Annotated in this window: 28 protein-coding genes; 10 read left to right on the top strand and 18 right to left on the bottom strand. The window is 67.7% G+C overall.

Translation table 11 applies throughout. From position 1 onward, the window contains the following. Window positions 1–77 precede the first annotated feature (77 nt). Window positions 78–512 (top strand): response regulator, encoded by a 435-nt coding sequence (locus ACZ1JS_RS03560; RefSeq protein ID WP_465167740.1) that lies wholly within the window; start codon window positions 78–80, stop codon window positions 510–512. 138 nt (window positions 513–650) lie between these two features. Continuing rightward, window positions 651–2,285, top strand: coding sequence for an AmpG family muropeptide MFS transporter (locus ACZ1JS_RS03565; protein WP_465167741.1), 1,635 nt, complete (start codon window positions 651–653; stop codon window positions 2,283–2,285). A 216-nt stretch (window positions 2,286–2,501) separates the two neighbouring features. Here ACZ1JS_RS03565 and ACZ1JS_RS03570 read toward each other — a convergent pair whose 3' ends face one another. The 6 genes from ACZ1JS_RS03570 to ACZ1JS_RS03595 form a co-directional block, all read right to left on the bottom strand. Next, window positions 2,502–3,806 (bottom strand): bifunctional folylpolyglutamate synthase/dihydrofolate synthase, encoded by a 1,305-nt coding sequence (locus tag ACZ1JS_RS03570; RefSeq protein ID WP_465167742.1) that lies wholly within the window; start codon window positions 3,804–3,806, stop codon window positions 2,502–2,504. A gap of 153 nt (window positions 3,807–3,959) precedes the next feature. Continuing rightward, window positions 3,960–4,811: an acetyl-CoA carboxylase, carboxyltransferase subunit beta gene (gene accD, locus ACZ1JS_RS03575; protein ID WP_465167743.1), complete on the bottom strand. Its 852-nt coding sequence runs from the start codon at window positions 4,809–4,811 to the stop codon at window positions 3,960–3,962. Then, window positions 4,808–5,608: a tryptophan synthase subunit alpha gene (trpA, locus tag ACZ1JS_RS03580; protein WP_465167744.1), complete on the bottom strand. Its 801-nt coding sequence runs from the start codon at window positions 5,606–5,608 to the stop codon at window positions 4,808–4,810. Before trpA ends, accD begins: the two co-directional genes overlap by 4 nt. Before the next feature lies 1 nt (window position 5,609). Continuing rightward, the gene (locus ACZ1JS_RS03585; protein ID WP_465167745.1) at window positions 5,610–5,990 is read right to left on the bottom strand and encodes an endonuclease domain-containing protein; all 381 of its coding nucleotides are present in this window, start codon (window positions 5,988–5,990) and stop codon (window positions 5,610–5,612) included. A gap of 47 nt (window positions 5,991–6,037) precedes the next feature. Beyond that, window positions 6,038–7,267: a tryptophan synthase subunit beta gene (gene trpB, locus ACZ1JS_RS03590; protein ID WP_465167746.1), complete on the bottom strand. Its 1,230-nt coding sequence runs from the start codon at window positions 7,265–7,267 to the stop codon at window positions 6,038–6,040. 40 nt (window positions 7,268–7,307) lie between these two features. Further along, window positions 7,308–7,943, bottom strand: a complete 636-nt coding sequence (locus tag ACZ1JS_RS03595; RefSeq protein WP_465167747.1) for a phosphoribosylanthranilate isomerase — start codon at window positions 7,941–7,943, stop codon at window positions 7,308–7,310. Between the two features lie 177 nt (window positions 7,944–8,120). Between ACZ1JS_RS03595 and ACZ1JS_RS03600 the strand changes: the two genes are divergently transcribed. From ACZ1JS_RS03600 to ACZ1JS_RS03610, 3 genes are read left to right on the top strand one after another with little or no spacing between them, the layout of a single operon-like run. Then, the gene (locus ACZ1JS_RS03600; RefSeq protein ID WP_345876802.1) at window positions 8,121–8,381 is read left to right on the top strand and encodes a hypothetical protein; all 261 of its coding nucleotides are present in this window, start codon (window positions 8,121–8,123) and stop codon (window positions 8,379–8,381) included. Further along, complete coding sequence (locus ACZ1JS_RS03605) at window positions 8,371–8,790, top strand: SAM-dependent methyltransferase (RefSeq protein ID WP_465167748.1); 420 nt, start codon at window positions 8,371–8,373, stop codon at window positions 8,788–8,790. Before ACZ1JS_RS03600 ends, ACZ1JS_RS03605 begins: the two co-directional genes overlap by 11 nt. After that, window positions 8,787–9,050, top strand: a complete 264-nt coding sequence (locus ACZ1JS_RS03610) for a hypothetical protein (RefSeq protein WP_465167749.1) — start codon at window positions 8,787–8,789, stop codon at window positions 9,048–9,050. Before ACZ1JS_RS03605 ends, ACZ1JS_RS03610 begins: the two co-directional genes overlap by 4 nt. Here the strand turns inward: ACZ1JS_RS03610 and pyrF are convergent. From pyrF to ACZ1JS_RS03655, 9 genes are all read right to left on the bottom strand, one after another. After that, on the bottom strand, window positions 9,040–9,717 hold the full coding sequence (gene pyrF, locus ACZ1JS_RS03615) for an orotidine-5'-phosphate decarboxylase (protein WP_345876805.1): 678 nt from the start codon (window positions 9,715–9,717) through the stop codon (window positions 9,040–9,042). The two genes, ACZ1JS_RS03610 and pyrF, sit on opposite strands and share 11 nt — an antisense overlap. Next, on the bottom strand, window positions 9,714–10,028 hold the full coding sequence (locus ACZ1JS_RS03620) for a lipopolysaccharide assembly protein LapA domain-containing protein (protein ID WP_465167750.1): 315 nt from the start codon (window positions 10,026–10,028) through the stop codon (window positions 9,714–9,716). The genes pyrF and ACZ1JS_RS03620 overlap by 4 nt, the downstream gene beginning before the upstream one ends. A 75-nt stretch (window positions 10,029–10,103) precedes the next feature. After that, complete coding sequence (locus ACZ1JS_RS03625; protein ID WP_465167751.1) at window positions 10,104–12,401, bottom strand: patatin-like protein; 2,298 nt, start codon at window positions 12,399–12,401, stop codon at window positions 10,104–10,106. Next, the gene (locus ACZ1JS_RS03630; protein ID WP_465167752.1) at window positions 12,398–13,093 is read right to left on the bottom strand and encodes an endonuclease/exonuclease/phosphatase family protein; all 696 of its coding nucleotides are present in this window, start codon (window positions 13,091–13,093) and stop codon (window positions 12,398–12,400) included. Before ACZ1JS_RS03630 ends, ACZ1JS_RS03625 begins: the two co-directional genes overlap by 4 nt. Before the next feature lie 46 nt (window positions 13,094–13,139). Then, window positions 13,140–14,486, bottom strand: a complete 1,347-nt coding sequence (locus ACZ1JS_RS03635) for a sensor histidine kinase (RefSeq protein ID WP_465167753.1) — start codon at window positions 14,484–14,486, stop codon at window positions 13,140–13,142. After that, on the bottom strand, window positions 14,483–15,202 hold the full coding sequence (locus ACZ1JS_RS03640) for a response regulator (RefSeq protein WP_066689608.1): 720 nt from the start codon (window positions 15,200–15,202) through the stop codon (window positions 14,483–14,485). The genes ACZ1JS_RS03635 and ACZ1JS_RS03640 overlap by 4 nt, the downstream gene beginning before the upstream one ends. A gap of 74 nt (window positions 15,203–15,276) precedes the next feature. Beyond that, entirely contained in the window at window positions 15,277–15,867 is a 591-nt protein-coding gene (locus ACZ1JS_RS03645) for an EF-hand domain-containing protein (RefSeq protein WP_465167754.1), read from the bottom strand. A gap of 120 nt (window positions 15,868–15,987) precedes the next feature. Continuing rightward, complete coding sequence (locus tag ACZ1JS_RS03650; protein ID WP_465167755.1) at window positions 15,988–16,680, bottom strand: glutathione binding-like protein; 693 nt, start codon at window positions 16,678–16,680, stop codon at window positions 15,988–15,990. A gap of 111 nt (window positions 16,681–16,791) precedes the next feature. Next, on the bottom strand, window positions 16,792–18,012 hold the full coding sequence (locus tag ACZ1JS_RS03655; protein ID WP_465167756.1) for an SGNH/GDSL hydrolase family protein: 1,221 nt from the start codon (window positions 18,010–18,012) through the stop codon (window positions 16,792–16,794). Between the two features lie 258 nt (window positions 18,013–18,270). Between ACZ1JS_RS03655 and ACZ1JS_RS03660 the strand changes: the two genes are divergently transcribed. Then, window positions 18,271–19,134, top strand: a complete 864-nt coding sequence (locus ACZ1JS_RS03660; RefSeq protein ID WP_465167757.1) for a PAS domain-containing protein — start codon at window positions 18,271–18,273, stop codon at window positions 19,132–19,134. Between the two features lie 4 nt (window positions 19,135–19,138). On the opposite strand, the gene ACZ1JS_RS03665 is transcribed toward ACZ1JS_RS03660, so the two are convergent. Both ACZ1JS_RS03665 and ACZ1JS_RS03670 read right to left on the bottom strand, forming a co-directional pair. Then, window positions 19,139–20,773: a TadG family pilus assembly protein gene (locus tag ACZ1JS_RS03665; protein WP_465167758.1), complete on the bottom strand. Its 1,635-nt coding sequence runs from the start codon at window positions 20,771–20,773 to the stop codon at window positions 19,139–19,141. 5 nt (window positions 20,774–20,778) lie between these two features. Beyond that, the gene (locus ACZ1JS_RS03670; protein ID WP_465167759.1) at window positions 20,779–21,246 is read right to left on the bottom strand and encodes a TadE/TadG family type IV pilus assembly protein; all 468 of its coding nucleotides are present in this window, start codon (window positions 21,244–21,246) and stop codon (window positions 20,779–20,781) included. Between the two features lie 438 nt (window positions 21,247–21,684). Here ACZ1JS_RS03670 and ACZ1JS_RS03675 point away from each other — a divergent pair, with 438 nt between their 5' ends. Genes ACZ1JS_RS03675 through ACZ1JS_RS03690 form a run of 4 tightly spaced genes read left to right on the top strand, consistent with a single transcriptional unit; the run spans window position 21,685 to window position 25,605 of the window. Continuing rightward, window positions 21,685–22,596, top strand: coding sequence for an SGNH/GDSL hydrolase family protein (locus ACZ1JS_RS03675; RefSeq protein WP_465167760.1), 912 nt, complete (start codon window positions 21,685–21,687; stop codon window positions 22,594–22,596). Next, the gene (locus tag ACZ1JS_RS03680) at window positions 22,596–23,840 is read left to right on the top strand and encodes a GDSL-type esterase/lipase family protein (RefSeq protein WP_465167761.1); all 1,245 of its coding nucleotides are present in this window, start codon (window positions 22,596–22,598) and stop codon (window positions 23,838–23,840) included. The genes ACZ1JS_RS03675 and ACZ1JS_RS03680 overlap by 1 nt, the downstream gene beginning before the upstream one ends. Continuing rightward, window positions 23,841–25,244 carry an MBOAT family O-acyltransferase gene (locus ACZ1JS_RS03685; RefSeq protein WP_465167762.1) on the top strand — a complete coding sequence of 468 codons (1,404 nt, stop codon included), beginning with the start codon at window positions 23,841–23,843 and terminating at the stop codon, window positions 25,242–25,244. Between the two features lie 13 nt (window positions 25,245–25,257). After that, window positions 25,258–25,605 (top strand): hypothetical protein, encoded by a 348-nt coding sequence (locus ACZ1JS_RS03690; protein ID WP_465167763.1) that lies wholly within the window; start codon window positions 25,258–25,260, stop codon window positions 25,603–25,605. 79 nt (window positions 25,606–25,684) lie between these two features. On the opposite strand, the gene ACZ1JS_RS03695 is transcribed toward ACZ1JS_RS03690, so the two are convergent. After that, complete coding sequence (locus ACZ1JS_RS03695; RefSeq protein WP_465167764.1) at window positions 25,685–26,263, bottom strand: cell wall hydrolase; 579 nt, start codon at window positions 26,261–26,263, stop codon at window positions 25,685–25,687. Window positions 26,264–26,405: the final 142 nt, after the last annotated feature.

Genomic DNA, 26,405 nt, shown 5'->3' on the forward strand with positions numbered 1-26,405 from the left:
AGCGGTTCCTTCGTCGCCTTCGCGAGTTTGTGCGTTCGTATAAGCTGTAAGCATCCCGGTGGAAAGCGAGTGGGGCAATGTTGTTCGGGCGCAAGAAGCGGCACATCAACCGGATCCTGGTCGTCGAGGACGAACCCCTGGTCGCGTTCGACACCGAACATTTCCTGGGGGCGTCGGGCTTCGAGATCGCCGCGACGGTCGACACGGTGGCGGCCGCGCTGGCGACGCTCGAATCCGGGCGCGATCTCGATCTGGTACTTGTCGACATCAACCTGTCGGATGGCAACGGGCTGGACGTGGCGCGATCGGCGCATGAACGCGGCATGCCGGTGCTGCTGGTCACCGGTGCCTGTCCGCAGGAGGCGCAGGTCTTCGCCGCCGGATGCCTCAGCAAACCCTATCCGCAAAAGGATCTGCTGAGCGCGATCGACGCGATCGACGCGGTGATCGGCGGCGCGAAACTGCCGCGAAGGCTGCCCAGCGGCTTCAACCTGTTCCGCACGGCGGCGTAGCCCGACTTCGCTTTCCTCCCTTACCCTTGCCCGAACGGCAAGGGTCGGAATTGGAAGGGCGTCGGCGAGCGCGGCGATCGTCACCTTGCCGCCACCGCTAACCCCTTCTACGGTCGCGCCCCTTCCTGGAGGACTTGCATGACCGAAGCCGCGCCCAAGGGGCTGGCGCTGATCCATATGGGGCTGGGCAATCGTAAGACGGCGGCGATGTTCGCCCTCGGTCTGGCGGCCGGGCTGCCCTTCACGCTGCTGCTCGGCACGCTCAACGCGTGGCTGGCGGAGGCGAAGATCAACCTCGCCACCATCGGGCTGTTGTCGTGGATCGGGCTGATCGCGGCGTTCAAATTCCTGTGGTCGCCGGTCGTCGACCGGCTGCGCCTGCCGCTGCTCGAACGCTTCGGGCGGCGCAAGTCGTGGCTGCTGCTGTGTCAGGCGGTGCTGGTCGCGACCTTCCTGACTCTGTCGGTCAGCGATCCGGCGACCGCGATCGGCTGGTTCGCGCTGGTCGCGGTGATCGGGGCGTTCGCGGCGGCGACGCAGGATACGGTGATCGACGCGTGGCGGATCGACGTTGCCGACGAACGCGCGACGCTCGGCATATTGTCGTCGATCTACCAGCTCGGCTATCGCATCGCCACGCTGATCGGCGGAGCGCTGGCGCTGGTGCTGGCCGACGCGATCACCTGGCCGATGGTCTATGCGGTGATGGGCGCGTTGATGGCGGCGCTGCTGCTCGTGACGCTGTTCGCCCCCGACACGCCGCGCCCGGTCATCGAACGGGCGGTCGGCGGCGCGGTGGGGCCCAGCACCCGCGACAAGCGCACCGGCCTCATCATCGTCGGTCTGTGCTGGGGCTGGGCGATCGTCACCATCGGCGCGTTCATGGTCCGCGTCCTGAACGTCGCGCCGGGCGAAACCCCGCCCAGCGTCGGCGATTTCACCCGGCTGACCGGGCCATGGATCATCGTGGTCACCGTCGTCGTGCCCGCGTTGGTCGCGGCATGGCTCAACCGGCGCGCGCAACTGGCGGAATGGCTCGGCTGGAACCGCGACGGGGCAGCGGCACCCACGTCCGGCTTCATCGAACATGGCTATCGCGCACTGATCCTGCCGCTGTCCGAACTGGTCGGGCGGCTGGGGTTCGGCGCGATCATCGTGCTCGGGCTGATCCTCAGTTACCGGCTGTGCGATTCGATCTGGGGCCCCTTCGCCTATCCCTTTTATCTGGAGGAGTTGCAGTACACGAACGCAGAGGTTGCCTTCGCCTCCAAGATCTTCGGCGTCGGCATGACGATCGTCGGCGTGTCGCTGGGCGGGATCTCGTTCGCGGTGCTGGGGCGGATGCCGACGCTGCTGATCGGCGCGATCGTCGCGGCGGCGAGCAACCTGCTCTATGCCGATCTGGCATCCGGATCGCCGGTCATCGACGCGGTGGCGGGGGCGACCGGGTTGCTCAACCTCGGCGTCGATGCGCGGATGATGCGGTTGATGGTCGCGATCTCGGGCGAGAACATCGCCGGCGGCTTGGCCGGTGCGGCGTTCGTCGCCTATCTCTCCTCGATCGCCAGCAAGGAACATAGCGCGGTCCAATATGCGCTGCTGTCGTCGCTGACGCTGCTGGTCGGCTCGCTCGGCCGAGCTGGCCTGGGCGAGGCGGTCGAACAGATGGGCTATGCCCCGGTCTTCCGCTTCACCGCCGCATTGGGGCTGGTCGCAGTGGCGTTCGTGCTCCTCGAATGGGTGCGGTGGCGGCGTGAGTTGAAGACGCTTTGATCTACGCAGAGGAAGAAGTGAGAAGGTTATTTTCGCGCAGAGGCGCGGAGGCGCAGAGATGGTGCGCACGCGGCGCCAGCGGCTTTCCTATCGCGACCGACCGAGGGGAAAAGGCTTCGCCAGACAGGCGACGTCCGCCCGACAACCCCTCAGCGTCCTCTGCGCCTCTGCGCGAAAATAGCCTTCTTCTTTCTCCGCGTCTCCGCATGAACCGATCTAGACCGGCACCTCGTCATTCGCCGCCAGCACGGTGCCTGCCAGATACAGCGACCCGGCGATCAGCACCGACTCCGGCTCCGACCGTGCCAGCAAATCCAGCGCCGCCGCCGGATCGGTCGCAACATCGGCCTGCAACCCCAGCGCCCGCGCCTGCCGCGCCAATTCGGCTGGAGGGTGGTGGGCGTGGCCCGGCACCGGCACTGCCACGACTTGGTCAACTATTTCACCCAGATGTCGCAGCACCGCGCCGGCGTCCTTGTTCGCCAGCATCCCCAGGACCAGCGCCGATCGCTCCCCCCGGCTGATGCGGGGCCAACCGCGCGCCACCTCGATCGCCGCGGATTCGTTGTGCGCCCCGTCGAGCCACACGCCATGGCGCGGATCGACCCGCCCGGTCAGCGGTCCGCCCGGCCGCAGCCGTTGCATTCGCGCCGGCCAGCGCGCGGTGCCGGCGGCGGTGCGGATCGCCGCGTCCGACACCGGTACCGCCGACTGATGCCGCAGCATCGCCGCCGCCAGCGCCAGATTGTCGCGCTGATGCACCCCCGCCAGCGCCGGTTCGGGCAGGTCGAGCGTCCCCATCGCATCGCGGTAGCGCCCGTCGACCGCGTCCCAGGCCGATCCCCGCGCGATCAGCGAGCCGCCCGCCGCATCGACCGTCGCTTCGACCCGCGCGGCAATCTCGGGCGGGTAGGCGAGGGTGACGACCGGCACGCCCGGCTTGGCGATGCCCGCCTTTTCGCCCGCGATGCCGACCAGCGACGATCCCAGAAACGCTTCGTGATCGATGCCCAGCGCCGCGATACCGCAGGCGACGGGCGCGGGCAGGACGTTGGTCGCATCGAGCCGCCCGCCCAGACCGACCTCGATCACGCACGCATCGGCCGGCGTCCGGGCAAAGGCGAGGAACGCGGCGGCCGTCGTGATCTCGAAGAAGCTCGCCCCGATCCCCTCGGCCGCGTCGAGCACCTCGCCCAGCAGCGCCGCCAGTGCCGGATCATCGATCAGCGTCCCCGACAGCCGGATGCGTTCGTTGAACCGCACCAGATGCGGGCTGGCATAGACGTGCACCCGCAGCCCGGCCGCCTCGATCGCCGCGCGCAGATAGGCACAGGTCGACCCCTTCCCATTGGTCCCCGCGACATGGAACACCGGCGGCAGATGGCGATGCGGGTCGCCCAGCCGCGCCAGCAGCCGGGTGATGCGATCGAGGCCGAGAATATCGGCGCCGGGCGACAGCAACGTCAGCCGGTCGAGTTGCGCCTGCACCGCCGGATCGGTCGAGATAGCGAAATCAGCCACTTGCAAATCCTCCCCGCTACGCGGGGAGGGGGACCAGCCGCAGGCTGGTGGAGGGGGGTGGCCACCTCCACGACGGTTGCGTTTGGCTGCGATCCCCCTCCACCACCGCTACGCGGCGGTCCCCCTCCCCGCGAAGCGGAGAGGATTTGGCCGTCACGCCGCTTCCTTGCGTCCCAGAAATTCGATCAGCTGCGCCAGTTCGGCGGGCAGATCGCGCCGATGCGTCACGCGGTCGATCAGGCCGTGGTCGCGATAATATTCGCTCGTCTGGAAGTCCTCGGGCAGCTTCTCGCGGATCGTGCTTTCGATCACGCGCCGCCCGGTGAACGCCAGCGTCGCCTTCGGCTCGGCGATCTGCACGTCGCCCAACATCGCATAGGCCGCCATCACCCCGCCCGAGGTCGGATCGGTCAATACCACCAGATAGGGCAGGCCGGCATCGTGCAGCATCTCGATCGCCACGGTCGTGCGCGGCATCTGCATCAGGCTGAGAATACCCTCCTGCATCCGCGCGCCGCCGCTCGCCGTAAAGACGATATAGGGCACGCCGCGTGCGATCGCCGCCTCGACCCCGGCGATGAACGCCTCACCGACGAACTGGCCCATCGACCCGCCCATGAACGCGAAGTTCTGGACGCCGATCACGCAGCCGCGTCCGGCGATGGTGCCATAGGCGTTTTGATACGCATCCTGCTCGCCGGTATCGGTCCGCGCCGCCTTCAGCCGGTCGACATAGCGCTTGCTGTCGCGAAATTTCAGCGGGTCTTCGGCGACCTTCGGGTTCGGCAGAATTTCGACGCTGCCCGCATCGAACAACTGCTCGAACCGTTCCTTCGGTCCGATACGGCCATGATGGTCGCATTTTGGGCAGACGTGCAGATTCTCTTCCCATTCCTTGGTGAAGATCATCTGCCCGCACCCCTTGCACTTGTGCCAGAGATGGTCGGGCGTTTCCTTGCGCGCGACGAAGGGCAGGGCGTTGCGGACGCGGTTCAGCCAGCTCATGCGGGTTCCTTGCTCGCCGTCGCGATCGCCGCGGCGAGGCTTTCGATATAGGATTGGACGGGGGCGGCGGCGTGCTGCCCATGTTCCGCGACAATTTCGACAATCGCCGATCCGACGACGACGCCATCGGCGACGCGCGCGATATTGGCCGCCTGTTCGGGCGTGCGCACGCCGAAGCCGACCGCGATCGGCAGGTCGGTCGCGGCCTTCAGCCGGGCGACGGCATCGTCGATCGACGCCTGTACCGCCTGCTGCTTGCCGGTGATGCCCGCGACCGAGACGTAATAGAGGAACCCACCGGCCCCCGCCAGCACGTTCGGCAGCCGCGCGGCGTCGGTGGTCGGCGTCGCCAGCCGGATGGCGGCGACGCCGTGGTCGCGCAACTGCTGTCCCAGGCTGTCGTCTTCCTCGGGCGGAATGTCGACGCAGATCACGCCATCGACCCCGGCCGCCGCAGCGGCTTGTGCGAACCAGTCGGCCCCGCGCCGGACCATCGGATTGGCATAGCCCATCAGCACCAGCGGCACGTCGTGGTGACGTTCGCGAAAGCCTGTCGCGATGCGCAGCACATCGGCGGTCCGCGTTCCCGCCGCCAGCGAACGGATGTTCGCCGACTGGATCGCGGGACCATCGGCCATCGGATCGGTGAACGGCATGCCCAGTTCGATCACGTCCGCTCCCCCCGCGACCAGCGCGTCGAGGATGGCAGGCGTGGCGTCGGGCGTCGGATCGCCGGCGGTGACAAAGCACACCAGCGCTGGACGGCCCTTGCCGAACGCAGCGGCGAGGCGGTTCATCTTATAGCCCTCTCCCCCTTGGGGGAGAGGGTTGGGAGAGGGGGTCATGTACAACGTCTTCCAACTGTCGAAGCACGCCTTCGAGATTATGCATCACGTCAGCGTTAGCGAACCGCACTACCCGATAGCCGGCTTGCGTCAAATAGGCGGTTCGTTGCGCATCGTAGGCGACGGTTTCGCCGTGCAGGTGGCCGTCGAGTTCGATCACCAGCTTCGGCGCGTTACTGGCAAAGTCGGCGATAAACGGCCCGATCACCTTCTGCCGCCGGAACTTGACGCGGGCAAACCGTTCGGCCCGCAACGCGAACCACAGACGCTGTTCGGCAGGAGTGGGAGCCTTACGTGCCGCCTTGGCTCTTTCCGTCAAACCAGCGTCGCGCACTGCCCCTCTCCCAACCCTCTCCCCTGAAGGGGAGAGGGCTTTTGGCTTCAGATGTTCACCCCCAGCGCGTTCGCCACGGTGAAGATATCCTTGTCGCCGCGGCCGCACAGGTTGGCGAGGATGATCTGGTCGCTCCGCATCGTCTTCGCCCGGCGCGCCACTGCCGCAATGGCATGGGCGGGTTCCAGCGCCGGAATGATCCCCTCGGTCCGGCACAGCATCTGGAACGCGTCGAGCGCATCGACATCGGTCGCGCTGTCATATTCGACCCGCCCGATATCGCGCAGCCACGCATGTTCCGGCCCGATCCCGGGATAGTCGAGGCCCGCCGAGATCGAATGCCCCTCGGCGATCTGCCCGTCCTCGTCCTGCAACAAATAGGTCTTGTTGCCATGGAGGATGCCGGGGAACCCGCCGGCCAGCGACGCGGCATGGTCCTTGTCCAGCCCATGGCCCGCCGCCTCGACGCCCAGCATCGCCACGTCGGGATCGTCGAGGAACGGATGGAACAGCCCGATCGCGTTCGATCCGCCACCGATCGCCGCGACCAGCAGGTCGGGCAGGCGGCCGGTCCGCTCCAGCATCTGCGCGCGCGCCTCACGGCCGATGATGCTCTGGAAATCGCGCACCAGTTCGGGATAGGGGTGCGGGCCGGCGGCAGTGCCGATGATGTAGAAGGTGTCGTGGACGTTTGCGACCCAGTCGCGCAGGCCTTCGTTCATCGCGTCCGACAGCGTCGCCGCACCGCTGGTCACCGGCCGCACCTCGGCACCCAGCAGCTTCATGCGGAACACGTTCGGCTGCTGCCGTTCGACGTCCTTGGCACCCATATAGATGACGCAGGGCAGGCCGAAGCGCGCGCAGACGGCGGCGGTCGCCACGCCATGCTGGCCGGCGCCCGTCTCGGCGATGATCCGCGTCTTGCCCATGCGGATCGCCAGCAGGATCTGGCCGATGCAATTGTTGATCTTGTGCGCGCCGGTATGGTTCAGCTCGTCGCGCTTGAACCATACCTGTGCGCCCATGCCCGGCTCGGCCGAAGCTCTCAGCGTCTCCGACAGGCGTTCGGCGTGATAGAGCGGGCTTGGCCGACCGACATAATGCGTCATCAGGTCGTCGAACTGCGCGGCAAAGGCGGGATCGGCCTTCGCCGCCTTATATTCGCGGTCGAGGTCGAGGATCAGCGGCATCAGCGTTTCGGCGACATAACGGCCGCCAAAGGCACCGAAATGACCACGATCGTCGGGCTGGGCGCGATAGCTGTTGGGAGCGTTCATGGGGTCGCTCGTTACGCCCGGCGGCGGGCGCTGTCGAGTATCAGCCGCCGGTCACGCTGCGTACGAATGCGGCGATCCGCCCGGCATCCTTGACCCCCGGCGCGCTTTCCACGCCCGACGACACATCGACCAGCGGCGCCCGCGTCGCCCGGATCGCTTCCGCGACGTTGCCGGCATCGAGTCCGCCCGACAATGCCCAGGGCAGCGGATGGACGAAGCCGTCGAGCAGCCCCCAGTCGAACCGCAGCCCCATGCCACCCGGCAATGCCGCGCCGGGCGGGGTCTTGGCATCGTACAGCACCCGGTCCGCCGCCCCGACCAGCGTCCGCGCGGCCTCCAAATCGGCCCGCGTCTTGACCGCGACCGCACCCCAGACTTCCCGGCCGGTCCGCGCCCGGATCGCGGCGATCCGATCGGGCGCGGTCTTGTGAAGCTGGATCGCGTCCAGCCGGGCGGCGGCCATCGCCGCATCGAGCAGCGCATCGTCGGGATCGACGAACACGCCGACCTTCGCGATCCGGTCCGGCACTTGCCGCGCGAGCCCCGCCGCCGCATCTAATGCGAGATTGCGGGGGGAGGGGGCGAAGAAGACGAAACCGACATGGCTCGCCCCGGCGGTCAACGCGGCGGCCAGCGTGTCGGGCGTCGACAGGCCGCAAATCTTGATGAGGGTCATGGACCGCGGCTTAGCGGGCGGCGGAGCGTGGCGATAGGGCGTCGACCCCTGGAAAAATGCGCATGCTATGTCCGCACTATGCGATTGCCGACAATCGATCTCGAATTGCTATGTCGCGGTAAGTAGCTGGAATGGCACGGCCGCAACGGCGACCGGGTCCATCGAAGGCAACGGTATATGGCATCTGCAACGCAATCGGATATCGCGGAACCCGACCTGTTCTATGTCGGACAGGACTGTGCCGGGCACTGGCTGGTCCAGGACCGGCATCGGCGACTGGAGGGACGTTTCGTCTCGTTTTCGGCGGCGTTGCGCTTCGCGGAGGCGGAGCGGCAAAGCTATCATGCCGGCATCGAACTGGCGACGGTCCCGCTGATCCCGATCATCCCGTTCGGACCGGTCGCGGGCGAACCGCGGGAGGCCGCACATGGCGCGTAACATCGCCCTCCGCGATCCGCGGTGGAATGCGATCGCCGCCACCTTGTCGGGGTTGCGCCAGCGCCGCCGCCGGGCGGTGCGGATCGTCGATGCCGATTGCGGGTGCGGAACCCTGCTGCTCGCGGCATTGACCCATGCCCGCGCGCTCGGTTTCACCGCAATCGAAGGCCGGGGCCTCGACCGGTCGCCGATGCGGATCGGGCGTGCGCGGCGTGCCGCGACGCGGCTGCGCGATCCGGCGATCGGCGTGACGTTCGATGCGGGCGACGCGCTCGGCGCGCTGGTCGAGGAAGTCGACGCGCCGGCCGATATCCTGCTGTGTCACACCGCCGTTCCGGGATCGATGATGGCGGCGGCCGGGGACGTCGTGATCGACGATCCGATCCCGGCCGGGCAGGGGGCGGCATGATGCGTCGTCGCGATCTATGCTGGCGCGCCGCGGGCATGGCGCTGATCGTCACCGCCTGTGCGGTCGCGGTCCTGGCTTTTGGGTCGGCGTCGGCCCTGTTCGCCCTGCCGGCGGCGCTCGCCGGCCTGACGCTGGCGGTACAGGGCAAGCGGGTGATGCAGGCGATCCGGGCCACCCGCCACGGGCATGCCGATACCGCCGCCGCCATCCATTTCGGGCGGCGGCGGCACGGCCGATCCGGTGCATGGCCTATAGCGTAGCCTCGATCGCGCGAGCCGCCTGATCGGGGTTTTCCGCCTGGGTGATCGGCCGCCCGATCACCAGTACCGACGCGCCGCCGTCCAGCGCCGCGCGCGGGGTCACCACCCGTTTCTGGTCGCCGACCGGGCCGTCCGCCGGCCGCACGCCCGGCACGACGAAGAATCCTTGCGGCCATGCCTTCTTCGCCGCCGCGACCTCGGCCCCCGAACATACCACGCCGTCGATCCCGGCACGCTTCGCCAATTCGGTCAGCCGCACCACCTGTTCGTGCGGATCGGGGGCAAGGCCGATCGACGACAGGTCATGCGCGTCGAGGCTGGTCAGCATCGTCACCGCCACCACCTTGGTCCCGACCGGCGCCGCCGCCTTCGCATCCTCCAGCATCGCCTGCCCACCGGCGGCGTGGACGGTCAGGATGGCGGGGTCGAGCGGTCCCAGCGCCTGGATCGCCTTGGCGACCGTGTTGGGGATGTCATGGAACTTCAGGTCGAGGAAGATGGGCAGGCCCAGATCGGCCATCGTCCGCACCCCCGCGCGGCCATTGGCCATGAAGAATTCGAGGCCGAGCTTCAGCCCGCCGACATGGCCACGCACCGCCTGCGCCAGTGCCTTTGCCCGGTCCAGATCGGGCGTGTCGATCGCGACATAGATGGGCGAACGGCTCATAGCGTGGCTCCCGCATTGCTCGTGGGTATCGCCTCGGCGGCGACGACCGGCGCCGTATCCGCCCGGTGCAGATCGGCCAGCGTCCGGTCGGTCGCCGCGATCCGCTGCCGCAGCCGCCAGCGCGTCAGGTGCAGCGCGACGAAGGTCGGCAGGAACCCGGCCAGAAAGGTCACGAGCAGCAGCAGCGGCAGGTTCACATCGGCATAGAGCGTGCCCCACAGCTTCAGCGGCACCATCGTCATGTTGTTGAGTGCAAAGGCGACCATCACCCCCACCAGCAATGCCCAGAACAGGGTTTTCAGGAACTGCATCGCTCAGGGAGCCTTCGTCGTTGTCGTCCGCCCTTCCTTACGCCCGTCGTGGCGGCTTTTCCAATAGGCGACGGGTCAGCCGATTTCGGCGCGGAGTTCGTCGAACAGCGGCTGGATCGCCTGCAACCGCGGCTGTTCCTCGTCGAGGATCGCTGTGAACGCGGCGCGTTTGTGCCGGGTGATCCAGCCGGGCGGCAGGCGGATCTCGGGTGGCAGGGTCGACAGCGCGATGTCGATCATCCGCTCGGCGCCATGCAGCCGCCCCCAAAGATAGTCGTTCTCGCGATAGGACCGGCTGAAGAACGCGCCGAAATTGTTGAAGCGTATGCCCTTCAGCGTTGCCTCCGCACCGCCCGCCCGGATCGACGGCGCATCGTCGGGCGCGATCCGGTCGACCCGCACCGGATCGAATTCGTCCAGTCCTTCGCCGCCCAGCAGCGGCAGCGTCGCGATGTCGAAGAAGGGAAAGCCGAGATAGGCAAGCAGGATCGGCCGCCGGATATCGCGCGGAGTGGCGGACAGCGCCTCCGACATCCGTGCATCGGTCTGCGCGTCGAGCGTCGCGAGGTCCATCGCACCGGCCATTGCCGTCAGCAGGTCGGCGGGATCGGCGCGCTTGTCCGCCGCCAGCGTCCGCACCGCGGCGAAATGGTCGGCATTCTCGCACGCCAGATAGGGCGTCAGGCTGGCGAAGATCGCCTCGCGCACCGGCGCCAATGCCGCCGCATCCTGTTCGGGCTCCATCGCCGAAATCGTCCGTACCAGCAGCCGCAACCGCCGGATGCGAAAGGCGAGATCGTGCGCGCGCAGAAACGCGACCGCCTCCGCCGACGCGCCGTCGCCATCGAACCGGACGCCACCGCCCTCCGCGACGACCCCGGCGAACCCGTCGCGCAACCGCCGTATCCGGTCGGGCGACGCATCGTCCGCCAGCGTCGCGACGCGTTCGGCCAGCCGGTCCAGCACCTGATCGACCTTCAGCAGTCCATAAGCGGCATGGCCATATCCGGCACGCTTGACCGCCTGCGCCTGCGCCCGCTGTCGCCAGCCGGCCAGCCGCGACGGCGTCGGCCAGTCGAGGAACAGCGTATAGCCGAACAACTGTTCGACCTCCGCCTCCACGCCGCCGCGCAGTTGCTCGACGATCGCCAGCATCCGTTCGATCCGTTCCGACCTTCGCTGGATCGCATCCAGATTGTCGCGGATCGGCTGTTTGCGCGGCAGTTCGGACAGCGCGCCGAGGATCGTCTGGAAGAAGCTGGGGGGACCGTCATGCGCGGTGCCGATGCCGAACTTGTGGTTGGGGGCGGGGTCGAGATAGACGAAGCGCCGATCGATCTGCCGCCGCGCCGGGCGTTCGCGCAGCGCATCGATCGCGGGGGCGAAGGGCGCATTGGCCAGCACCGATCCGTCGATCAGCGTCGCCTGCTCCGCCATGCCGACCGCCGACTGGCGCGGCAGCACCCGGCGCAGAAACGCATCGCGTCCCGGCCACTCCACCGCCCGATCGGTCAGCGCCGCGTCCAGCTCGCCGACCCGGAACGGCGGAAACGCACCGGGAAAGCTCGACGTCGCCCGCGCCGCGAACACCAGCTCGGCGGTATCGGCCAGCCATTCCCCGCCATGGTCGTGAAAGCCGATGACGAGCCGGTGCTCGGTCTCGACCACTTCCGGCGGTGAATTGAGCCGCAGCGTTTCGGGATGCCCCGCGAAATCGGTGACGGTCACGAACAGGTCGAGCGGCTGGCCGGGCGGCAGCAGTCGCGGCCCGGCAGGGGTCGCGGCCATCGCGGCAAAGGCGTCGAGCAGCATGTCGACCATCGCCCGCCCGCCAAAGGGCGGCTCGAACCAGCGCGCCCGGACGAAACGGTCGAGCTTGGCGCGCAGTTCGTCGCGCGCGGCGATATCGACGCTCGACGCGGCCTCGTCCTCGCGGCCTAGCGCCATCCATGCGATCGGTCGCGCCCAAGGTCGCGACAGCGCGCTCGCCGGCGCCTGTGCCGGATCGATCAGCGCCTCGATATCCGCGCCGTCGAGCCACAGGTCGGTCAGCGGATCGAGCGACTGGCCGGTGGACACCGCCTGCGCCAGGAACACGCCGTTGATCCCGCCCGCGCTCGCCCCGGCGACGATATCGACCAGCACGCGCAGGCGGATACCGGTCAGCGCGGCCAGATCGGTCAGCATCGCCTGATACACCGCCGCGCTGCCCGTCAGCGGCTCGCCCGCGTCCTGAACCGCCCGGCTGGCGCGGGCGATATGCCAGATTTCCTTGACCAGCCCGTGCATATAGACGGCGAGGCTGATCCCCCCGTAGCAGACCAGTGCCAGGCGCAGTTCGCGTTCGTGGAGCGGGGGCGGTGCGTCGGTCATGCCGGGGCGAGCGTCGCCCAGATCGGCAGATGGTCCGATGCCTTGCGCGCGGCCGCGCTGTGATGGACGCCGGCATCGACGATCTTCAATTCGCTCGACACCATGATCCGGTCGAGCCGCCCGACCGGGTGGCGCGCGTGGAAGCTGGGTCCGGTCTCGGCAAAGCAATGCGTCCGCCCGAAGTCGCGGAGACACCCCGATCGCGGCGTCCATTCGTTCAGGTCGCCCATCAACACGCTGGGCAGTTTCGGCGAACAGCCGTCGACCTCGCTCAGGATCGCATGCGCCTGTTTGCGTCGCCACAGCCCCGACAGATCGAGATGCATGCCGACCACGCGCAAGGCCATGCCGTTGGTGGTGACGTCGGCCCGCACCGCGCCGCGCGGTTCGAGCGCCGGTATCTCGATCCGCCGCTGCCCGCTGACGCTCGCTTCCTTGCGCACCAACAGGGCATTGCCGTGCCAGCCCATCGATTTCGCGCGGATCGCCAGCGGCACCGCGACCCATGGGCTGTGTTCGTCGAGCAGATGCGCCGGAATTACGCCGGCCCGCTCGCCCAGCCGCCGGTCGCATTCCTGCAATGCGATGATATCGGCGTCGATCTCGCGCAGCACCTCCAGCGTCCGCTCGGGCATCCGGCGGCGATCGGTGCCGATCGCCTTGCGCATATTGTAGCTGGCTACTTTTATCATCGCTTGGCACTCAACGTCGCGATACCGTATTTCGTTTCGCAGCCGTTCAGCGCGGCAACCGGATGGTCGCGTTCAATCCGCCGCCGTCGCGGTTTACCAGCGTAATCTCGCCGCCGGCATCGCGAACGATCGCCCGTGCCAGCGCCAGTCCCAGCCCGATCCCGCCGGTTTCGCGATTGCGCGACGTTTCCAGCCGGGTGAACGGATCGAACACCGCATCCATCCGATCGACTGGAATGCCCGGCCCCCGGTCGGCGACGACGATCGCCACCGCGCGCGCGCTCGTTTCGACCCGCACTTCCGCTGCGCCGGCATATTTGATCGCATTCTCGATCAGGTTGCGCACCGCCCGTCGCATCAGATTGGGACGCAGGTGCAACGGTACGCGCGCCGCCTCGACGAAATCGACGTCATGGCCAAGGTCGCGAAAATCATCGACCACCGCGTCGACCAGTGCGGCGACGTCGACATCGGTCGCCGCCTCGCTCGGCCGCCCGAGCCGCGCCAGCGACAGGATATCGTCGAGCGTCGCGTTCATCTCGTCGATCGTCTCGGCCATGCGTGCCCGGTCGGTATCGTCCTCGACCGATTCGATCCGGACGCGCAGCGCCGCCAGCGGCGTCCGCAGGTCGTGGCCGATCGCGCCCAGCATCCGGTCCTTTTCATCGACCATCGCATTCACCCGCTGACCCAGATCGGTGAAGGCGGAGATCAGCAGCCGCACATCCTGCGGCCCCGACGGCTCGATCGCCGGCAGCGGCCGGGCGGGATGGAATTCGCGGGCCGCCACCGCCAGCCGGCGCAGCGGCTTGGCGATCCGCCGCCCGATCCACAGCACCGGCAACAGCACGATGACATAGAGGATGAAGGTCTGCGCCAGCGACTGCCACAACAGCCCGCGCTCCGCCATCGGCCAGGGGGTATGCGATACCAGCCAGCCGCGACCGGGCAGTTCGACCGCCGCGTCCAGCACCGCCCCCATGCGCCGCAGCCGTTCGGCCCGCTGTCCGCCGATACCGCGTTCCCGTATCTCGGCCTCGTCGATCGGACGGATATGCGCGGCGATCCGGCCGGGGCGAATGCCGGCATCGGCGAAGCCGGCGCGGATCGCCTGTTCGACGTCGCGTTCCGGTTCGCCGCGCAGCGCGGGCATCCGGTCGGTCACCAGCCGCACGCCGCGCATCCGGTCGCGCGTCGGCACGGGGCGGGGCGCCGTCGTCCGCTCGGCGGCATCGATCAGGCGGGTGACCGCGGGCAGGGTGATTTCGGCAAAGCGAAAGGCGCGCCGTTCCCGCAGCAGCAGCGCGAAGTTCAGCGCCTGCGCCACGAACAGCGCCACCGCGACCAGCAGCGCGATCTGACCGGGCAGGCTGGTCGGCCCCAGTCGCCTCACAGGCGAGTCACCTCGGTCGCCAGCGTATAGCCGCCGCCCCAGACGGTCTTGATGATCTCCGGGTTGCGGACGTCGGTCTCGATCTTCTTGCGCAACCGGCTGACCTGATTGTCGATCGCGCGGTCGAACGCAGCGGCCTCGCGCCCCTGGGTCAGGTCGAGCAACTGGTCGCGGGTCAGCACCTGGCGCGGGCGGGTCACCAGCGCGTGGAGCAGATTATATTCGCCGGTCGACAGCGGCACCGACACGCCCTCGCGATCGACCAGTGCGCGCTCCCCGGTCTTGAGCACCCAGCCGGCAAAGGCGAACGACCCTGCTTCGGGTGCATGTTGCCGGACCGCGCCACCGGCGGTCCGGCGCAGCACGACCTTGACCCGCGCCGCCAGCTCGCGCGGGGAAAAGGGTTTCACGACATAATCGTCTGCGCCCATTTCCAGCCCGACGATGCGGTCGGTTTCCTCCGCGCGGGCGGTCAGCAGGATGACCGGCGTCTCGCTGGTTTCGCGGATATGGCGGCACAGCGACAGCCCGTCCTCGCCCGGCATCATGATGTCGAGGATGGCAAGGTCGATCGCATAGGCGTTGAGCCGCGCGCGTGCGCCCTCGGCATCGCCCGCCTGGGTCACGCGAAACCCCTGTTTCGTCAGATACTGGGCAAGCGGTTCGCGGATCGATCGTTCGTCGTCGACCAGCAACAGATGCGGGATATCGGCCATGTCGGACATGCTAGGCGCGGAAGCTCCTGAATGGAAAGGCCGGACGGCAAGGTGGCGTTGCCGTCCGGCGTGGGTCAGCCGGCGATCTGCGGACCGCGACGCTGCATCCGCTTCTCGCGCGCCATGAAGCGTTCGGCCGGGTCGATCTGCCCATCCTTGTTCGCGTCGATGCGGTCGAAGCGGGCGAGGGCGCGCGCCTGGAACGCGGCGCGGGTGACCGTGCCGCCCTTCGCCCCGCGCTGGCTCATCCGCTGTTCGCGCGCCTGACGGCGTTCGGACGGGTCGATCTTGCCGTCGCGGTTGATATCCTGCCGGTCGAAACCGGCAGCGGCCATGGCACGGAACTCGCCCCGGGTGATGACGCCGTCGCGATTGGCATCGGCGCGTTCCAGCATCCGCGCGCCACCGCCACCCCGGCGCGGCGGGTTGGCCTCGCCATCCAGCCCGCGTGGCCCGCGCTGTGGCAGCGCGGCGCGCTCGGCGGCGCTGATCTTGCCGTCATGGTCGGTATCCAGCGCGTCGAAACGCTGATCGGCTCGTGCCATCGCGTCGGCGCGGGTGACGACCCGGTCGGCGCCGGGCGGCGGGGGCGGGGTCTGGGCGGCGAGTGCGACGCCCGGCAGGGCGATGGCGGCGAGCGAGGCGGCGACGATCAACGATCGCATGGGAAGCGAACCTTTCGAAAACGGGGAGCACCCCGGTGGATGATGCTCCCCATTTGCCCGCGACTTGTCGCCGACCTATGTCGTCGCGGGCGATAATTGTCGCAGTTTGTCGCAGCTGGTTCAGCGCGCAGCCGGCGTCCCGAACAGGACGCGGCGTTGTTCCTCGCTCATCGGCTGGTTGCCGCTGCTGACCGCCTTGCCCTTCTCATATGCCGCGATCGTCGCGGGACGTGCCGCGATGGTTTCGAACCAGCGCTGCAGGTTCGGAAAATCCTCGAGCTTCTGGCCTTGCGCCTCATGCGGCACGATCCACGGATAGGCGGCCATGTCGGCGATCGAATAGTCCCCGGCGACGAACGCCCGGTCGGCGAGCCGCTTGTCGAGCACGCCGTACAGCCGCGCCGTTTCGCGGATATAGCGGTCCTGCGCGTACGGAATCTTCTCGGGCGCATAGATGTTGAAGTGATGGTTCTGCCCGGCCATCGGCCCCAGACCGCCCATCTGCCACATCAGCCACTGGATCGCCTCGAATCGTCCGGGCAGGTCGGCGGGCAGAAAGCGCCCGGTCTTCTCCGCCAGATACAGCAGGATCGCACCCGATTCGAAGATCGCCAGCGGCGCCTCGCCCCCGGCCGGTTCATGATCGACGATGGCCGGCATCCGGTTGTTGGGCGCGATGGCGAGGAATTCGGGGCGGAACTGCTCGCCCTTGCCGATATCGACCGGATGGATGGTGTAGGGCAGCCCGGCTTCTTCGAGGAAGAGTGTGATCTTGTGGCCGTTGGGCGTCGGCCAATAGTGCAGATCGATCATGAAGCAGCCTCCGATTGGTTCGCGCCGCACATGGGGGCCGTGCGGGGTAGCGCCAAGGGTCAGACGCCCATCCATTCGAGGCCGCCGCGCCGTCGCGATCCAGCGTCAACGTCATTTGGCGAACAGGGCCAGCGGTATGGCGTCGGCCATCGCCTGATAGCCCACCATCGACGGGTGGAGATGGTCGCCCGAGTCATAGGCGGGCAGCAATCGGCCGGGCTGTGCCGGGTCGCGGACGATGCGGTCGAAATCGATCACGGCGTCGAAATGGCCCGGCGTGCGGATCCATGCATTCACCGCCTGCCGCGATGCCTCCGCCGCCGCATCGGGATGATAATAGTCGTTGCCCATGAACGGCATCACCGTGCCGCCGATCACCTTCAGCCCCTTGGCCCGGGCGCGCGCGACGATCTGAGCGTAGCCGGCGATCATCCGCTCGACATGCGCGCGGCGTTCCTCTGCAGTCGCCGGCTTCTCGCGGGCGAGGCCGCCCAGATCGTTGATCCCCTCCAGCAGGATAAGATAGCGCGCACCGGGCTGGCTCAGCACGTCGCCGTCGAAGCGTGACAGGGCATTGGGGCCAAGGCATTCGACCAGCAGACAGTTGCCGCCGATGCCGTGGTTCAGCACCGCCACGTCGCGGGTCGCGCGGTTCGCCGACAACCGCCTCGCCAGACCGTCGGTCCAGCGCTGATGGCGGCCGTCCTTCACGCCGAACCCGTCGGTGATCGAATCGCCCAGTGCGACGATCGCGCGCCCGGCGGGTGCCGCATCGACCTCCACCGCCGCGATCTGGAACCAGCGTTCCACCGGGACCGCATCGGCGAAGGCCGCATCCGACAGCCGGTCGCCCAGTGCGATCCAGCTGCGCGTCCGCGCGCCGGGATGGCCGGTCTGTTGCTGCGGCAGGTCGGCGAAGCGCGTGCTGATCGCCAGATCGGCAAGCGCCGTCACCGGCAAGGCAACCGGATCCGACCAATAGTCTGCCCCCGCCGGTATCTCCACCATCGCCCTGCCGCCGAAGCGCAGCGGCCGATCGCTGCCGGCCCGGATCGACGCGGCCGCCGGCCCTGTCGCCAGTGCGACGCTTGCGCCCGCGATGCGCAGCGGCGTCGCGCCGAAGCGGTTGGAGAACCGCACGCGCACTGCCCGTCCGCCGATCGTGACCCGTACGATCTGACGCAGCGTCGCGTCGCGATACTGCGCGTCGGTCAGCAATTGCTCGGCATTGGGTTTGATCGGCGATGCCGTCCAGCCCGCGACCCAGGGTTCCGCCTGCGCCGGAATGGCGATCGTCGCCAGCGCGGCGGCGGCGCTCAGCAGAATGCGCATCTTCTTCTCTCCCAAACCTCGCCGATTCGGCGTGGGCGGCATCGCTACCACATCCATCATGGTGGTTGTTTGCGTTCGGCCATATTGATTTGGTCCGGCGAGGATACTAACTCAGGTTTGTAGCATAAATGCTTGCCTTATCAGCATGATGCTGCCGATTACTTGGGGTGTTCGACCAATAGGGATATGTTTCGGGGAGAAGGGATTATGGCGTTGCAGGACCGGGAAGCCGCAAACCACGGCGCTTCCTCTCACCCGATGGTATCGTCCGCCGACTTCGCCCGAAAATTCGGTCAGCTCCGACAGATGCAGGATGACGAGGCGATCTTCGTCACCCATCACGGCCGCGCCACCCATGTATTGACCACGGTCCGCCACTATACGGCGCTGCAACAGGCAAACGGTGCCGACCGGGCGGATACGATCGCGGCGACCAGCCTGCACGAACTCGCCAACTGCCTCAGTATCGGCGTGCTGCTAATCGACTACGACCTGCGGATCGTCGCGGCCAACCGCGTTGCCCATGTCCAGCTCGACCGGCAGGACGGCGACCTGGCCGGTCGCAAGGTGTTCGAGGCGTTGCCGAGGCTGCGCCGGTCGTTGATCGAAACCTACGTTCTGAGAGCGGTTGCGAGCAAGGAACCATATTCGGCTGAAATCCCATCGCTTTTCCGCGAAAATACCTGGGTCCGGGCCGAAATTCATCCGTTCGCCCACTATGTCACGGTGTTGTTCCACGACATTACCGACGACATGAAGATCCACCGCCTCGCCGATGCGCGCAAATCGCTGCGCGAGGCGATCGCGGTGCATGACGGCATCGGCTATGTCTGCCTGAACACGCGTGGGCATATCGATCAGGCCGAACCGACCTTTTGCGCGATGATCCATCTGCCCGAGGAGCGGCTGCGGCACGTCGCGCTGGCCGATCTGATCCCGGTGGGCCAGCGCGTGGCATTTCGCGAAGCGCTGGATCGCGTGCTGAGCGGCGAGGGCGCCCGCACGATCGACAGCGCTATCCTGTCGAACGAGGGACGCGCCGTCCCGGTCCGGATCACCATCGCCGAGTTGCGCGGCACCTATGGCAATGAAGGCGCGATCGTCCTGCTGACCCGGAGGTAGCGGCTCACCGCACCAGCACCGGCGCGCCGCACCGCACGCCGTCGACCCGCACATCGGCCTGACCCAGATGCACGCCGGCCAGCGCGCCGACCTGGCCCACCACGAGGTCGAGCGCCGGCGCGGCGAGCGTCAGCGTGTTGCCCAGCGTCGTGGTCAGCAAGCCACCCGATAGCCCGATGCCGAGGACGTTGACGCGGATATCGACGTTGCGCAACAGGCTGCTGGCAATGCCGGCGGCGATATCGTTGGTCGCGACCGATTTGACGACATCCCCGTCAATTTCGGCACGCGAAAAGGTAACGCGCTGCGCCTGCGTTCCGCCCAGTTTGATATCGGCGAACCCGGTCAACGTGGCGAGCGGCAACGTCACCATCCGGGCCGGACGTAGCGCCATCGCCTGCTGGAAATTGCCGAGCAGCGTCGGATCGAGATCGGCGATCGCGGCACGGCCGAGCGAGGGCGTGACGTCGAGGCCGACGTTCGAATTGGCAGGGCCGCCGACGCACGCGATCGATGCCAGCCGTGCTTCGGCTTCTGCCAGTTCGACATAGATCGGCACCCGGACCGACCCCAGGCTCAGCGGCGCGTTCAGCAACGCGATATCGATCCATAGTCGCGTCTGTGCGCTGCGCACCACGGTGCGACCGGCCTGTCCGATCGACAGCCACGGGCTGTTCGCCGGCCGCTCGCCGATCTGCAGCCATAGCCGGGTCCGCCCGATCCCCGCGATCCCCAGATCGATATCGCTTTGTATCTGGCGGGTGCCGGTGCCGATCTGCACCGCTTCGCGCAGGATCGCATAGGCATCGGCGCGAATCGGTCGCTGCGGATCGGCGGTGGTGCGGTCGGCCAACGGACCGAGATCAAGGATCGATCCCAGCCGGATGCTGCGCGCCGGCAGCTTTGTCGACAAAGTGCGCAGCGTCGCGGCGGCGCTGCTACTCGTCGTCGCGCCCGCCATCGCGATCGCCAGTTGCGGCAGGGTGATATCGCTGGTCAGCACCTCGCCGAACGTCGCGGCGCGGACACCGGGACCGGTACGCAGCAGTTCGATCGTCTTGAGCAGGTCGACCTGTCCTGATGCCAGCGCATTATAATCCATCACCGACAGCGACAGGTCGCTGCCGGCGAGTTGCGACAGCAGGGTACCGGGCAATCCGCCCTGCACCGACGCCAGTCGCGTCCCGATCGAGAAGGCAGCCAGGTCGATCCTCGCCGCCGTCGCCTGCGCGGCGATCGCCACCTGTTGCGTCCCGAAGATCTGCGCGAAGAAGGGGCGTAGCTGGCTTTCGACCGTAACCTGCGCGGCGTTGGGTGATGCCGTGCCCGCGACGAAGCGCGCGTCGACCGTAACCGACTGATCGCGTTCGAAATGTCCCGGGGTCAGGTTGACTATCCGCGTGCCATTGTCAGGCGAAAGCCCCACCGCCGCCTGCGCCCGCGCGGTAGCATTGGCCGGATCCTGTGCCGCCGCCAGCGCCGCTGCATCCGCCACCCCCTGCAACCGGCGTTTCTCAAGGAACATCGACGCGGTATCGACGCCGATCACGGCGGTTCCGGTCAGCATCGCCATGCCCCCGGCCACGATCATCGCGACATTGCCGTCGCGCCGCCGGACGAGCGTTCGCAACCAATGCATCGCGATCACAGTCCGTTCAGCACGACGCTGGCCTGTCGCCGGATCGTCGTACTGCTCGCGGGCAGGATCGGGAGGTTCATCAGCGGGTTGGCCGATCCGTCATAGGTGACGTTCAGCGTCAGTCGCTGTCCGTCGTCCTCGACCTGCATCCCGATATCGGTCTGCGATATGCCGTACGTGCCGGCCAGCACCGTTCGCGCCGCATCGCTCGCCAATGCCGCGCGTTCCGGCGCGTTGAGTCCCGCCAGCGCGGCGCGCGCGCCTTCATTGGCACTTTCCTGCACCTCATGCGCGATGGCCAGCCAACAGCCGCCGCTCAATATGCCGAACAGGAACATCAGCAGGATCGGCAAGGTCAGCGCCATTTCGACCACGGCAAGACCGCGCCGATCTTCGGCCAGGCGCGTGGCCGCATGCCGACACGCGCGCGATGCCCTCCCGCACGACCAAAATATCATCGCCCGATAACCCATGCAGCAACCCTCCGCCGCTGCATCCTACCGCCGACCGATCAACCCCGCGTTTGTCGAACTCGGGCATAATATACGGAAATTGTGAAACGATCGTAGGGTTTTGCGCGAGGCTGTCACCGGACGGGCCAAATCGATTGCTGCCGGGCCGACGCGGTGGTGATCCGTATCGGGCGGCGGTGTGCCGCAATCGGAAAGACCGGAATTTGCGCAGGGTCCGGGCGCTGACCTGATCATCGGCGATCGGATCTTGCAAGGGACGGCACGGGGCATTTGCCGGTTCGACAGCCGTTGGTCCGGCTTGCCCGAACAGGTGCGAGCGGTTACGCGGACGTGCTGACCCTGTGGCGCGACGCGCCCCAATCCCGATTTGAACGAGTGTCGAACGTGACTGCTGCCTCTCGCACGACCGATTCCAGGCTGTGGTGGCTCGGGGACCGGATGGCGGTCCTCGTTCTCGGCCTGATCGCCGGCTTCGTCGTCGGGCTGTCCTTTGCGGGGGGCGGACATATCGCGCTGCCCGACATGCCCATGCCGACCGCTTCGCCGACGCCGCCGGTCGCCCCCGGCGCCTCCTCGACCGGCAGTGACGTGGTCGCGCCGGCCCCGTCGCCGCCTGCCACCGCACGAACCGTCGACGGCCCGCTCGACCCGCGCGTGATCGACCGGATGCGACGCGACGGCGTGTTGCGCGTGGGTGTGTTCGGCGACAGCTTCGGCAACGGCATCTGGGACGCACTCTATCGGCAACTGCCGGGGAGCGACGGGTTCGAGGTTCTGAAGTTCGCCAAGGAAGCTACTGGTTTCACGCGCTATCGCACGCTCGATCTGGAGAAGCGGGCGCTCGAACAGTTGCGGCAGCAGCCGGTCGACGCCGTCGTGATCAGCTTCGGGGCCAATGACAATCAGGCGGTGTTCGCCGACGGCCATCTTCATCCGTTGATGAGCGACGGCTGGAAACGGGTGATTGGCGAGCGCATCGACAAGTTCGTGGCGGCGGTCCGCTCGACCGGCGCGGTCGTCTATTGGGTCGGCCTGCCGGTGATGCGCGACCCGCAACTCGATGCCGACATGCAGGCGATGGACGCATTTTACGAAGATCATATGCGCCGCCTCGGCGTACCGTTCGTCGACTCCCGGCCGCTGACGCTCGATGCGGAGGGCAAGTATAATGCCTATCTGCCTGATCTGAAGACGGGCAAGCCGGTGCTGCTGCGGACCGGCGACGGGTTGCACATGATCGGGGTCGGCTATCAGCGGCTGACCAACGGCGTGGCCGCCGATCTGCGACGCTATGCCGATCGTGCCCGCCAGGCGGCGGGGCGACCGGCACCGGGCGGAGGGACACGCTGATGTCGGCGCTGATGGCGATCGCGCTGGCGCAGGCGGGGGCATCGACCTGTTATGGCGCGCTGTGCGACGCCGATCGCATCCGACCCTTCCTCGAAAAGCTGGCGACCGCCCGCAGCAGCCCGGCGCCGGTCCGCATCGTCCAGATCGGCGACAGCCACACCGCCGGCGACCAGATCACCGGTAGCTGGCGGACGCAGTTGCAGGCGCGCTACGGCCGGGCGGGGCGGGGAACGCTTGCCCCCGGAAGGCCTTATGCCGGTTACCTGACGCGCGATATCACCGCGACGCAATCGGCGGGGTGGCGCGTCAACGGCATCTTCGGATCGGCCTATCAACCGACCGGCGGCGTACGCATGGGGCTAAGCGCCTATAGCCTCACCAGCTACACTCCCGGCGCGGCGGTGACGCTCAGCGCCGATGGCGGGCGGACCTTCGATCGGCTGACCGTCTGCGCCCTGACCGGGCCGGGGGCGGGGACCGTGCAGTTGAGCATCGGCGCGGCGGTGGTCGAATGGCCGCTTGCCGCGCTGGAGACCGGCAGCCGCTGTCGCACGCTCGATGCCGGCGGCGAAGCGGCGATCGCCTCGGCCACGGTCGTACGCGGTCCGGTGACGCTGACGTCGTGGAGCACCGAACGCAGTCTCGGCGGTGGCGTGATCCTGTCGAACCTCGGCACGGTCGGCGCACAGTTCACCCATTTCGACCGAACCGACGATCGCGTCGTCGCGACCGAGCTAGCCGCCTATCGCCCCGACCTGATCGTCGTCGCGTTCGGCACCAACGAAGCCTTCCGCCCCGGCTTTTCGGCGGCGGCATATGAGGCGACGCTGCGCGCTGATCTGACCCGGCTGCGGCGGCTGGCTCCGGGCGTGCCGATGCTTTTGTTCGGCGCGCCCGACTCCGCAACACGTACTCCCAGCCTCCAGATCGGCGAGAGCGGCACCAGCCTGCCGTGCGCCTCCTCTGCGCTGTGGCGACCGACGGCGGCACTGGCATCGGTGCAGGCGATCCAGCGGCGACAGGCGCGGGCGTTCGGCATCGCCTATTGGGACTGGGCGCAGGCGATGGGCGGGCGCTGCGTCGCCGATGGATGGACGCAGGGGGCGACCCCGCGCATGCGCGGCGACCATGTCCACTTCACCAGTACGGGCGGGGCGGAGATCGCCCGGTTGCTTCAGGCCGATATCGACCTTGCCATGAACAGCCTGCTGGCACCGACCGTTCCCGTATCGACGGTCCGCTAAATGCTGTTCCCTACGCTCAGCTTCGGGCTGTTCTTCCTGATCGTCTATGCGATCACCTGGTCGCTCGGCCGATCGAACGAATGGCGCAAGATCGCGCTGCTCCTGGCAAGCTGGTTCTTCTACGGCGCATGGGACGCGCGCTTCGTCGCGCTGCTGTTCGTCTCCGCCTTCGTCAACTGGGCGCTGGCGGCGGCGATCGTGCGCAGCGAAGACCGGCGCGGGCGGGCGCTGGTGACGCTCGGCGTCGCCGCGAACCTCGGCGTGCTCGGCTATTTCAAATATGCCGGCTTCTTCCTCGAACAGCTCTCGGCGCTGTTGCAGCCGCTGGGCTTCGGCCGCGACCTGCCGCTGTTGCAGGTCATACTGCCGGTCGGCGTATCCTTCTTCACCTTTCAGGCAATCTCCTACCTCGTCGACGTCCATCGCCGCCGCCTGCCCGCCGCCAGCCTGCTCGACCTGACGCTGCTGATGTCGTTCTTTCCGCATCTGGTCGCCGGACCGATCGTGCGCGGCGCCGACCTGTTGCCGCAATTCCGCCGCGTGCCGCGCATCGATCGCGGCACCGCTGCCGCGGCGCTGCTGCTGATCCTATGGGGTCTGTTCAAGAAGGCGGTGATCGCATCGCAACTGGCCGGTGCGCTGGTCGATCCGGCCTTCTTCGATCCGGCCAGTCGCTCCAGCTTCGACCTGCTGATCGGTGCCTATGGCTATGCGGTCCAGATCTACTGCGACTTTTCCGCCTATTCGGACATGGCGATCGGGTTGGCGGCGCTGCTCGGCTACACCTTTCCGCGCAATTTCGATCAGCCTTACCGCGCCGCGTCGCTGCAGGATTTCTGGCGGCGCTGGCATATCAGCCTGTCGAGCTGGCTGCGCGACTATCTCTACATTCCGCTGGGTGGCAGCCGAAAGGGGGCGGTGCGCACCTATCTGAACCTGTTCCTGACGATGCTGCTTGGCGGGCTGTGGCATGGCGCGAGCTGGAGCTTCGTGATCTGGGGCGCGCTGCATGGTGGCTGGCTGGCGATCGAGCGTTTCTGGTCGCGCCACCGCCCCGCCGGCTGGCGCGCGGCCCCGCGCTGGTTGGGCATCCTCGTAACCTTCCACGTCGTGGTCCTCGGCTGGATCTTCTTCCGGGCACAGGGGGAGGGGGAAGCGTTCGCCTATCTCGGTCAGTTGTTCGCCGGTGACTGGCGCAATACGCTGGTGACGCCGCTGTCGCTGGGATTGGTCGCGCTAGGGCTGGCGATCCACGCCGTTCCCGTCGGCATCCTGCCCGCCATCGCTACGCGCGTGCGTGCGCATGCCGCGCCGATCGTCGGACTGGCGCTGGGCGTGTCGATCCTGATCGTCGACGCAATGCGACCCGATGGGGTCGCGCCGTTCATCTATTACCAGTTCTGATGGAAAGCGCAGCATGACCACCGGTGCCGAACAGGGAGAGATCGCCGAGGTCGGATCGCCGGTGCTGGTGCCGGCCGATCGGGTCGACACCGTGCGGCCATGGCGCTGGATGACCGGCGCGATCGCGACGGCGACGCTGTTCCTGGCTGTGTTCAACGCCCATGCGATCGGCGCATGGTTCGACGAACTGCCGCCGTCGCCGGTCACCGAGCCGCTGCGCGCGCCGATCGCGTCGTGGGTGGCGCTGACGACCAGGCTGGGGTTCGATGGACCGCGTGCGGCGGTCCGCGAGCGCTGGGAAGCCGCGCAGGCGGCACGGTTCGGTACCGAACAACCGGGTGAGGATGGCAGCACGCGATAGGCGCCGCCCCAAACGGCAACGCCCGCGCGAGCCTAGCTCAGCGCGGGCGTTGCGGAACGCGAACCTGCCGGGCGGCGGTTCAGCGATAGAAAGTGTGGTCGGCGATCTGGGTGACGCGGGTGCGCTTCGGCATCGAGGCACCGGCCGAATGGAAGAACAGCGCGCCCGGAGCCACGTCCTCGCCCTTGCCGCTCAGCGTGCGCTTGGCGATGTCGACGGCGGTGTCCCAGCGGCCATTGTTGCGGGGCGGGTTGTAGGCATCGACGTTGAAGAACTGACCGCGCTGCTTGACCACGCCGCAGGCGCTGTCGGCGAAGCGACCGCTGTTCATGCGGGCGCGGATGACCTGTGCGACAGCGACCTGACCACGATGCGGCTGGTTGCCGGCTTCATGCACCACGACCTTGGCGACGCATTCGACTTCGCGCTTGTCGAGGCTGGCGGTTTCATTGTCGGACAGGGCCGGTTCGGCTTCGGGAAGGGCCTGCACCACCGGGGCGGGTGCGGCAAAGGTAACGGGGACGGGGGAACTCTGTGCTGGCGTCGATTGCGGGGCAATCTGTGGTTCGGAATCCGTGCTCATCGCGACATGGGCGCTCGCGACGCCGCTCACTGCGGTCAGGCTCCACAAAACCAATACGGACCAGCGCTTATTCATTCCCACTCACTGCTATTGCGCGAGGGTGCCCGCCATCGGCCGCAGAAACGCGGACAAATAGAGCGGCCGTCGGGATCCCCCACGTCTCGCCGTCCGTTGCCGCTGCTTGCGCACGCGGATCGCCGGACCGGCTGAACTCGGC

Source organism: Sphingomonas sp. BL-S-05 (assembly GCF_055521695.1).